General features: G+C 67.0%; 6 protein-coding genes and 1 pseudogene. 5 read left to right on the top strand and 2 right to left on the bottom strand.

All coding sequences use genetic code 11. The annotated features are described in order from the left end of the window. A pseudogene (locus QZ772_RS10850) lies at window positions 1-421 on the bottom strand (PAS domain-containing sensor histidine kinase); the annotation flags it as partial. Between the two features lie 191 nt (window positions 422-612). Here QZ772_RS10850 and aceE point away from each other — a divergent pair. The 4 genes from aceE (at window position 613) to ilvD (ending at window position 8,930) form a co-directional block, all read left to right on the top strand. Next, entirely contained in the window at window positions 613-3,327 is a 2,715-nt protein-coding gene (aceE, locus tag QZ772_RS10845) for a pyruvate dehydrogenase (acetyl-transferring), homodimeric type (protein ID WP_295525802.1), read from the top strand. Window positions 3,328-3,371: 44 nt separating this feature from the next. Further along, window positions 3,372-5,045, top strand: a complete 1,674-nt coding sequence (aceF, locus tag QZ772_RS10840) for a dihydrolipoyllysine-residue acetyltransferase (RefSeq protein WP_295525799.1) — start codon at window positions 3,372-3,374, stop codon at window positions 5,043-5,045. A 12-nt stretch (window positions 5,046-5,057) separates the two neighbouring features. Further along, the gene (lpdA, locus tag QZ772_RS10835) at window positions 5,058-6,899 is read left to right on the top strand and encodes a dihydrolipoyl dehydrogenase (protein ID WP_295525797.1); all 1,842 of its coding nucleotides are present in this window, start codon (window positions 5,058-5,060) and stop codon (window positions 6,897-6,899) included. A gap of 171 nt (window positions 6,900-7,070) precedes the next feature. Further along, the gene (gene ilvD / locus QZ772_RS10830; RefSeq protein ID WP_295525794.1) at window positions 7,071-8,930 is read left to right on the top strand and encodes a dihydroxy-acid dehydratase; all 1,860 of its coding nucleotides are present in this window, start codon (window positions 7,071-7,073) and stop codon (window positions 8,928-8,930) included. 130 nt (window positions 8,931-9,060) lie between these two features. On the opposite strand, the gene QZ772_RS10825 is transcribed toward ilvD, so the two are convergent. Beyond that, entirely contained in the window at window positions 9,061-9,603 is a 543-nt protein-coding gene (locus tag QZ772_RS10825; protein ID WP_234192093.1) for a C40 family peptidase, read from the bottom strand. A 265-nt stretch (window positions 9,604-9,868) separates the two neighbouring features. Between QZ772_RS10825 and QZ772_RS10820 the strand changes: the two genes are divergently transcribed. Then, a partial coding sequence (locus tag QZ772_RS10820) for a PQQ-dependent sugar dehydrogenase (protein WP_295525804.1) occupies window positions 9,869-10,718 on the top strand: 850 nt, incomplete at its 3' end.

The following is a 10,718-nucleotide window of genomic DNA, read 5'->3' as shown; positions in this document are numbered from 1 at the left end:
CTACGCGCTCGCGCGCGAGCTGGCCCAGCCGGTCGTCGATCCAGCTGACCGCCTGCAGTTCCGGGAACTGGCTGACCAGCGACTCGGCGCGGCTGGTGAATTCGATGGCGTCGACTTCGTGGTTGCTGGCGTCGCGCGCCAGGCGCATCAACTGCTCCTGCCGCTCCAGCAGGCGCAGCCGCAGCCGCTGCTGCGCATATTCGACATCGCGGCGCACGGATTCGCGTTCACGCTCCAGTTCCTCGGCACGCAGATACCAGAAGGCCGCGACGATGGCGGCCAGGAAGAGCAGCACCGCCGCCATCGGAACCAGCATCGCCACACTGTCCTGCAGCGGCGGGGTCTGGCGCTTCCACCAGCGTTGCCACCACGACACGAGTGGGAGAGGATGGCCGGCGGTGGGCTCGGGGGGAGGACGCATCGGGCGAGTTTAGGGGAGCGCCTGCACGGCAATTTCTGCTGCATAGCAGCATGAATTTCATAATAAGAAACTCTATGGCACCATTTGGAATCGCCATTTTTTTATGAGACACTGCGCCGCCCGCGCGATGCGGCCTTTCTTCCTCTCTCAATTAACGTACGCCACGTACACACCGATTCAAGGAGACCCGGATGTCGGCCAACCCCGAGAAACCCACTGGCGCCGCAGCAAACGAAGCTGACGTGCAAGAGATGCAGGAATGGAAGGACGCGCTGTCGGCCGTCATCCAGAACGAAGGTGCCGAACGGGCGCATGCCCTGCTCGAAGAGCTGCTGGAGCACGCCCGCCAGAACACGGTGGACATGCCCTTCTCGGCCAACACGGGTTACGTGAACACCATCGAGCCCAGCCAGGAAGCCCGCAGCCCCGGCAATCTCGAAATCGAACAGCGTCTGCGCGCCTACATGCGCTGGAACGCCATGGCCATGGTGGTCAAGGCCAACCGCCACCATCCGCCCGAAGGCGGCGACCTGGGCGGTCACATCGGCTCCTTCGCCTCGCTGGCCAGCATGTTCGGCGCCGGCTTCAACCACTTCTGGCACGCCGAGAGCGAAAAGCACGGCGGCGACCTGCTCTACATCCAGGGCCACGTCTCGCCCGGCATCTATGCCCGCGCCTACCTCGAAGGCCGCCTTTCCGAAGAGCAGTTGCTGAACTTCCGCCAGGAAGTGGACGGCAAGGGCCTGTCGAGCTATCCGCACCCCAAGCTGATGCCCGAGTTCTGGCAGTTCCCGACGGTGTCCATGGGCCTGGGCCCGCTGATGGCCATCTACCAGGCGCGCTTCCTCAAGTACCTGCACGCCCGCGGCATCGCCGACACCGCCAACCGCAAGGTGTGGGTGTTCTGCGGCGACGGCGAGATGGACGAGGTCGAATCGCTGGGCGCCATCGGCCTGGCCGCGCGCGAGAACCTCGACAACCTGATCTTCGTCATCAACTGCAACCTGCAGCGCCTGGACGGCCCGGTGCGCGGCAACGGCAAGATCATCCAGGAACTGGAAGGCGAGTTCCGCGGCTCCGGCTGGAACGTCGTCAAGCTGATCTGGGGCAAGGGCTGGGACGCCCTGCTCGCCAAGGACCATGACGGCGCCCTGCGCGAGCTCATGATGAACACCAACGACGGCGACTACCAGGCCATGAAGGCCAACGACGGCGCCTACGTCCGCAAGCACTTCTTCGGCCGCGACCCGCGCACGGCCAAGATGGTCGAGAACATGACGGACGACGAGATCTGGAACCTGCAGCGCGGCGGCCACGACTCGCAGAAGGTCTATGCCGCCTTCCACGCCGCCCAGAACCATGCCGGCCAACCCACCGTCCTGCTCGTCAAGACGGTCAAGGGCTTCGGCATGGGCAAGATCGGCGAGGGCAAGAACACGGTCCACCAGACCAAGAAGCTCGGCGACGAGGACATCAAGGCCTTCCGCGACCGCTTCAACATCCCGATCCCCGACAGCCAGCTGGCGGACCTGCCCTTCTACAAGCCGGCCGACGACACGCCGGAGATGAAGTACCTGCACGAGCGCCGCAAGGCTCTGGGCGGCTACCTGCCGCACCGCCGCGTCAAGGCCGACGAGAGCTTCACCGTGCCCTCGCTCGACACCTTCAAGGCCGTGCTGGAGCCCACCGCCGAAGGCCGCGAGATCTCGACCACGCAGGCCTACGTGCGCTTCCTGACGCAGCTGCTGCGCGACAAGGCCCTGGGCCCGCGCGTGGTGCCCATCCTGGTGGACGAGGCCCGCACCTTCGGCATGGAAGGGCTGTTCCGCCAGGTCGGCATCTACAACCCGCACGGTCAGCAGTACACCCCGGTCGACAAGGACCAGGTCATGTACTACAAGGAAGACAAGGCCGGCCAGATCCTGCAGGAAGGCATCAACGAGGCCGGCGGCATGTCCAGCTGGATCGCTGCGGCCACCTCGTACAGCACGAACAACCGCATCATGGTGCCGTTCTACGTGTACTACTCGATGTTCGGCTTCCAGCGCATCGGCGACCTGGCCTGGGCGGCCGGCGACATGCAGGCCCGCGGCTTCCTGCTGGGCGGCACCTCGGGCCGCACCACGCTGAACGGCGAAGGCCTGCAGCACGAGGACGGCCACAGCCACATCCTGGCCAACACCATCCCCAACTGCGTCAGCTACGACCCGACCTTCGCGCACGAAGTGGCGGTGATCCTGCACCACGGCCTCAAGCGCATGGTGGAGAAGCAGGACAACGTCTATTACTACCTGACGCTGCTCAACGAGAACTACGCGATGCCCGGCCTGCAGCCCGGCACCGAAGAGCAGATCATCAAGGGCATGTACATGGTCAAGCAGGCGCCCGCGCTCGACGCCAAGGCGCCCACGGCCCAACTGCTGGGCAGCGGCACCATCCTGCGCGAATCCTTCTTCGCCCAGGAACTGCTCGAAAAGGACTGGGGCGTCGCCGCTTCCGTGTGGAGCTGCCCGAGCTTCAACGAGCTGACCCGCGACGGCCAGGACGCGGACCGCTGGAACCTGCTGCATCCGACCGACACGCCGCGCGTGCCCTTCGTCGAAGAGCAGCTGGGCAAGACCACCGGCCCGGTGGTCGCGTCGACCGACTACATGAAGGCCTACGCCGAGCAGATCCGCCCCTTCATCCCCAAGGGCCGCAACTACAAGGTGCTGGGCACCGACGGCTTCGGCCGCTCGGACTTCCGCAGCAAGCTGCGCGAGCACTTCGAGGTGAACCGCCACTACATCGTGGTCGCCACGCTCAAGGCCCTGGCCGAGGACGGCGCGGTGCCGGCGGCCAAGGTGGCCGAGGCCATCAAGAAGTACGGCATCAACGCCGACAAGATCAACCCGCTCTACGCGTAATCCACCCACGGAACTGAAACGCCTCGAAGGCGGGAGACACGAACATGGCAGCAGTGGAAGTGAAAGTGCCCGACATCGGCGACTTCGACGAAGTCGCGGTGATCGAAGTGCTGGTCAAGCCCGGCGACACGGTCAAGGCCGAGCAGTCGCTGATCACGGTCGAATCGGACAAGGCCTCGATGGAGATTCCGTCGTCGGCGGCCGGTGTGGTCAAGGAAGTCAAGGTCAATGTCGGCGACAAGGTCAAGGAAGGCTCCGTCGTCCTGATCCTGGAAGGCGAGGGCGCTGGCGCGCCGGCCGCACCGGCTGCGGCGCCGGCCGAGGCCGCCGCGCCCGCGCCGGCACCGCAGGCCGCGCCTGCGCCGGCACCCGCCGCCGCGGCGCCGGCTGCGGCCTCGGGCCCGGTCGAGATCAAGGTCCCCGACATCGGCGACTTCAAGGACGTCGCCGTGATCGAGGTGCTGGTCAAGCCCGGCGACGTGGTCAAGGCCGAGCAGTCGCTGATCACGGTCGAGTCGGACAAGGCCTCGATGGAGATTCCGTCGCCGGCCGCCGGCACGATCAAGGAGCTCAAGGTCAAGGTGGGCGACACGGTCAACATCGGTGACCTGATCGGCATGCTGGAAGGCGCCGCCGGCGCCGCGCCGGCCGCCGGCCCGGCCGCGCCCGCACCGGCCCCCGCCCAGGCGGCGAGCCCGGCGCCGGCTCAGGCCGCCGCTGCGCCCGCGCCGGCCGCCGCGAGCGTGCCCGCGCACGATCCGACCAAAACGCCGGCCACCGGCCTGCCGCATGCCTCGCCCTCGGTGCGCAAGTTCGCCCGCGAGCTCGGCGTGCCGCTGGAAGAGGTCAAGGGCAGCGGTCCCAAGGGCCGCATCACGCAGGAAGACGTGCAGGGCTTCACCAAGTCGGTGATGGTCGGTGTCACGCAGACCAAAGCGCAGGCGGCCAAGGCCCCGGCCGGCGGTGGCGGCGCCGACGGCGCGGCCCTGGGCCTGCTGCCCTGGCCGAAGGTGGACTTCACGAAGTTCGGCGCGGTCGAGCGCAAGGACCTGTCGCGCATCAAGAAGATCAGCGGCGCGAACCTGCACCGCAACTGGGTCATGATCCCGCACGTCACCAACAACGACGAAGCGGACATCACCGAGCTGGAAGCCTTCCGCGTCTCCACCAACAAGGAGAACGAGAAGTCGGGCGTGAAGGTCACCATGCTGGCCTTCGTCATCAAGGCCGTGGTCGCGGCCCTGAAGAAATTCCCCGAGTTCAACACCAGCCTGGACGGCGACACCCTGGTCTACAAGCAGTACTTCAACATCGGCTTCGCGGCGGACACGCCGAACGGGCTGGTGGTGCCGGTGCTCAAGGACGCCGACAAGAAGGGCATCCTGCAGATCAGCCAGGAAATGGGCGAGCTGGCCAAGAAGGCCCGCGACGGCAAGCTGGGTGCGGCCGACATGCAGGGCGGCTGCTTCTCGATCAGCTCGCTGGGCGGCATCGGCGGCACGCATTTCACGCCGATCATCAATGCGCCCGAAGTGGCCATCCTGGGCCTGTCCAAGGGCCAGATGAAGCCGGTGTGGGACGGCAAGCAGTTCGTGCCACGCCTGACGCTGCCGCTGTCGCTGTCGTACGACCACCGCGTCATCGACGGCGCACTGGCTGCGCGCTTCAATGCCTACCTGGGCCAGCTGCTGGCGGACTACCGCCGCATCGTGCTGTAAGGAGACCACGGCATGAGCGAACAACAGGTCAAGGTTCCGGACATCGGCGACTTCAGCGAAGTGGCCGTGATCGAGGTGCTGGTCAAGGCGGGTGACACCATCGCGGTGGAGCAGTCCCTCATCACCGTCGAGTCCGACAAGGCGTCGATGGAGATTCCCTCCAGCCACGCGGGCGTGGTCAAGTCGGTCGCCGTGAAGGTGGGCGACAAGATCAGCGAAGGCTCGGTGGTGCTGACGGTGGAGGCGGCCGAGGCTGCCGCGCCGGCTTCGGCCCCGGCGGCATCGCCTGCGCCCGCCGCGGCGGCGCCCGCTGCAGCGGCGGCCAAGCCGGCGGCGCCGTCGCCGGCACCCGCCCCGGCGGCTCCGGCGCCCGCCGGCAGCTACAGCGGTCAGGTCGACATCGAGTGCGACACCCTCGTGCTCGGCGCCGGCCCGGGCGGCTACTCGGCTGCCTTCCGCAGCGCCGACCTCGGCATGAAGACGGTGCTGGTGGAGCGCTACGCCACCCTGGGCGGCGTCTGCCTCAACGTGGGCTGCATCCCCTCCAAGGCGCTGCTGCACGTGGCGGCGGTGATGGACGAGGTCAAGCACTTCGCCGATCTGGGCGTGGACTTCGGCGCGCCCAAGGTCGACCGCGCCAAGCTGCTGGCCCACAAGAACAAGGTGGTGGGCAAGCTCACCGGCGGCCTGACGGCCATGGCGAAGATGCGCAAGGTCACGACCGTGCGCGGCGTCGGCACCTTCCTGGACGCCTACCACCTCGAAGTGGACGAGACCAGCGGCGACGGCCGGGCCACCACCGGCAAGAAGCAGGTGATCCGCTTCCGCCACTGCATCATCGCGGCCGGCTCGCAGGCGGTGCACCTGCCCTTCATGCCCAAGGACGATCCGCGCGTCGTGGACTCGACCGGCGCCCTGGCGCTGGCGACCGAGCCCAAGCGCATGCTGATCCTCGGCGGCGGCATCATCGGCCTGGAAATGGGCACGGTGTACTCGTCGCTCGGCGCGCGCCTGGACGTGGTCGAGATGATGGACGGCTTGATGCAGGGCGCCGACCGCGACCTGGTCAAGGTGTGGCAGAAGATGAACGCGCCGCGCTTCGACAACATCATGCTCAAGACCAAGACCGTGGGTGCCGAGGCGACAAAGGACGGCATCAAGGTCATGTTCGAAGGCGAAGGCGCCCCCAAGGAGCCGCAGGTCTACGACCTGGTGCTGCAGGCCGTGGGCCGCACGCCCAACGGCAAGAAGATCGGCGCCGAGAAGGCGGGCGTCTCGGTGACCGACCGCGGCTTCATCCCGGTCGACATCCAGATGCGCACCAACGTGCCGAACATCTTCGCCATCGGCGACATCGTCGGCCAACCCATGCTGGCCCACAAGGCGGTGCACGAGGCGCATGTGGCGGCCGAGGTGATCGCCGGCGAGCAGAAGGGCGACAAGGAACTGGCCAGCGCCGCCTTCAACGCCCGCGTGATCCCGAGCGTGGCCTACACCGACCCCGAGGTTGCGTGGGTGGGCCTGACCGAGGACCAGGCCAAGGCGCAGGGCGTCAAGGTCAAGAAGGGCCTGTTCCCGTGGACGGCTTCCGGCCGCGCCATCGCCAATGGCCGCGACGAGGGCTTCACCAAGCTGCTGTTCGACGCCGAGACGCACCGCATCCTGGGCGGCGGCATCGTCGGCACCCATGCCGGCGACATGATCGGCGAGGTGGCGCTGGCCATCGAGATGGGCGCGGACGAGATCGACATCGGCAAGACCATCCACCCGCATCCCACGCTGGGCGAGAGCATCGGCATGGCGGCGGAAGTGGCGCACGGTACCTGCACGGACCTGCCGCCGCAGAAGCGCTGACTGGCACGTACACGCAGCCTCCCGGCTGCGTCCAGCGGCCCGGCCGGGCGACCTTCGGGTTGTCCTGCCGGGCCGCTTTGCCATGGGCGCGCTGCCCGCTGCCGTGGCGTGGGGCCTGAGACAATGCCGGCCCCGACGATTTCTGCCTCACGAGAGCGCACCGAGCGACCCATGCCCACCTACCGTTCCAAGACCTCCACCGCCGGCCGCAACATGGCGGGCGCCCGTTCCCTGTGGCGCGCCACCGGCATGAAGGACGACGATTTCTCCAAGCCGATCATCGCCATCGCCAACAGCTTCACCCAGTTCGTGCCCGGCCATGTGCACCTGAAGGACCTGGGCCAGTTGGTCGCCCGCGAGGTCGAGGCCGCCGGCGGCGTCGCCAAGGAATTCAACACCATTGCTGTGGACGACGGCATCGCCATGGGCCACGACGGCATGCTGTACTCGCTGCCCAGCCGGGACGTCATCGCCGACTCGGTGGAGTACATGGTCAACGCCCACTGCGCCGATGCGCTGGTGTGCATCTCCAACTGCGACAAGATCACACCCGGCATGCTGATGGCGGCCATGCGGCTGAACATCCCGGTGGTGTTCGTCTCCGGCGGGCCGATGGAAGCCGGCAAGGTGCGTTTGGCGGTGCCCGGCACGGCCAAGATCGAGATCCGCAAGATGGATCTGATCGACGCCATGGTGATGGCGGCCGACAGCAAGGTCAGCGACGCCGACCTGGCCGAGGTCGAGCGCTCGGCCTGTCCCACCTGCGGCAGCTGCTCGGGCATGTTCACCGCCAACTCGATGAACTGCCTGACCGAGGCGCTGGGCCTGTCCTTGCCGGGCAATGGCACGGTGGTCGCCACGCATGCCGACCGCGAAGGCCTGTTCAAGAAGGCCGGCCATCTGATCGTCGAACTCGCCAAGCGCCACTATGAGCAGGACGACGCCAGCGTGCTGCCCCGCGCCATTGGCAAGAAGGCTTTCGAGAACGCCATGACCCTGGACATCGCCATGGGCGGGTCGACCAACACCATCCTGCACATCCTGGCTGCGGCCCAGGAGGCCGGCATCGATTTCGACATGGCCGACATCGACCGCCTCTCGCGCGAGGTGCCGCAGCTGTGCAAGGTCGCGCCCAACACCAACAAGTACCACATCGAGGACGTGCACCGCGCCGGCGGCATCATGGCCATCCTGGGCGAACTGGCACGCGCCGGCCGCCTGCACCTGGACGTGCCGACGATCCATGCGCCCACGCTGGGAGATGCGCTCGAGCAGTGGGACATCCTGCGCACCAGCGACGATGCGGTGAAGCGCTTCTACATGGCCGGCCCGGCCGGCATTCCGACCCAGGTCGCCTTCAGCCAGGACACGCGCTGGCCCAGCCTGGACATGGACCGGGCCGAGGGCTGCATCCGCAGCATCGACCATGCCTTCTCCAGGGAAGGTGGCCTGGCCGTGCTGACCGGCAACATCGCCAAGGATGGCTGCGTGGTCAAGACGGCCGGCGTCGACGACAGCTTGCTGGTCTTCGAAGGCCCGGCGCACGTCGTAGAGAGCCAGGACGAGGCGGTCGAGCACATCCTGAACGACCAGGTGAAGGCCGGCGATGTGGTGGTGGTGCGGTACGAGGGCCCCAAGGGCGGGCCCGGCATGCAGGAGATGCTCTATCCCACGAGCTACATCAAGTCCAAGGGACTGGGCAAGGCTTGTGCGCTGCTGACGGACGGCCGGTTCTCGGGCGGGACCTCGGGCTTGTCCATCGGCCATTGCTCGCCGGAGGCGGCGGCCGGCGGCGCCATCGGGCTTGTCCGCACGGGCGACCGCATCCGCATCGACATTCCCAACCGCTCCATCGACGTGCTGCTGAGCGATGAGGAGCTGGCCAAGCGCCGCGAGGAGCAGGACGCCAAGGGCTGGAAGCCGGCGCAGCCGCGCCCGCGCAAGGTCTCGGCGGCCCTGAAGGCCTACGCGCTGCTGGCGACGTCTGCAGACAAGGGCGCGGTGCGCGATCTGTCGAAGCTGGAAGACTGAGTGTGGAGATCCGACGCGGCAGCCATGCCGCGCCGGTCAGCTCCGGGCATTGCCGCCACCAGCGGCGCCGCATGAAGCAAAAAGCCCGCTGCGAGAGCGGGCTTTTTGCTGGGACCGGGAGGCGTCCGACTTATTCGCCTGCCGACTCGGACAGAACGCGGCGGGCGCCGTTGAAGCGGCTCGTCCAGTAGCTCTGGTTCATGTCTTCCACACGCACCTCGGAGCCCGAGCGGGGCGAGTGGATGAACTTGCCATCGCCCACATAGATGCCGACGTGGCTGAAGGCGCGGCGCATGGTGTTGAAGAAGACCAGATCGCCGGGCTTGAGTTCGCTGCGGTCGATCTTTTCGGTGGCGGCGGCCTGCTCTTCGGCGCGGCGGGGGAGGACCATGCCGATGGTCTGGTTGTACATCGCGCGGACAAAACCGCTGCAATCGAAACCGGTCTCGGCGTTGTTGCCGCCACGGCGGTAGGGCACGCCCAGGAAGCTCATTGCGCTGACGACCAGGTCGGAGGTCTTGTCGGCCACGGCCTGACGTGCGTGCTCGACGCGGCCGAGAAGACCTTTGTCGGCAAGGAGCTTGTCCATTTCCGTCGTCCGGTCGGTTGCTGGGGCAGCGTGTGCTGCGGTGGCAAGGAGCAGGGCCAGAGCGGGTAGGACGAAAATTCGCATGGGCCCGTAGGATATGGACGACACCCTGGTGTGTCAACCAATTTTGCAAATCTAAAGTCAGGTTTAAGTCATTGATTTAGAAGAGCTTTCAGCAAATGATGAAAAACGCGGTTGTAACAGCGCCGCTTTTCATTGCTGCAGGTAGATTGAACCTCTCGCCCACTGCGCCTGTCATCGTGAAATAGTTGGCTGAACGAACGATCATGGTGAAGGAGTCCCAGTGAATTTCTCTCGTCCCTTGTCGGTTGCGTTTGCCTTGGCGGTGCTGGCGACCCCTCCAAGCCAAGCGCAGCCAACGTCGCAACCCAGGCCCGAGACGGTGGCTGCCGGCCTCAGCCACCCCTGGGCGCTGGCTTTCTTGCCGGATGGCCGCTTTATGGTGACGGAGCGTCCCGGCCGCCTGCGGGTGATCGACGCAGATGGCCGGGCCCGACCGCCGGTCGAAGGTCTGCCGCCGGTTGTCGCCGAAGGGCAGGGCGGACTGCTGGACGTGGCGCTGGATGCAGGGTTCGGCGCCAACAGGACGATCTATTTCTGCTTCTCGGAGGCGGGCCCCAGCGGCACCAACGGCACCGCCTTGGCGAGCGCGGTGTTGTCGGCCGACGAGCGCCGGCTGGATCAGGTGAGAGTGATCTTCAGCCAGCAGCCCAAGGTGGCGAGCCGGGCGCACTTCGGCTGCCGCATCGCTCAGGGCCGCGACGGCACGCTGTTCCTGACGATGGGGGATCGCTTCTCGCGCAGCGCCGACGCGCAGCAACTGGACAACCATCTGGGGAAGGTGATCCGCGTCGATCGCGAAGGTCGCGCTCCCGCCGACAACCCTTTCATCGGCCGCGCGGCGGCGCTGCCGGAAATCTGGAGCTATGGCCATCGCAACATGCAGGGCGCCACCATCGCCCCGGACGGGCGCCTGTGGACCCATGAGCACGGTGCCCAGGGCGGCGACGAGATTAACATCGACCAGGCGGGCCGCAACTATGGCTGGCCGGTCATCACGCACGGCGTCAACTACGGTGGCGCGCCGATCGGCGAGGGCCTCAAGGCCAAGGAAGGCATGGAGCAGCCGCTGCACCAGTGGACGCCGTCCATCGCGCCTTCAGGCATGGCCTTTCTGA

This window comes from uncultured Pseudacidovorax sp. (assembly GCF_913773995.1).
GTDB lineage: Bacteria > Pseudomonadota > Gammaproteobacteria > Burkholderiales > Burkholderiaceae_C > Xenophilus.
This window is presented reverse-complemented; position numbering and strand designations above follow the sequence as displayed.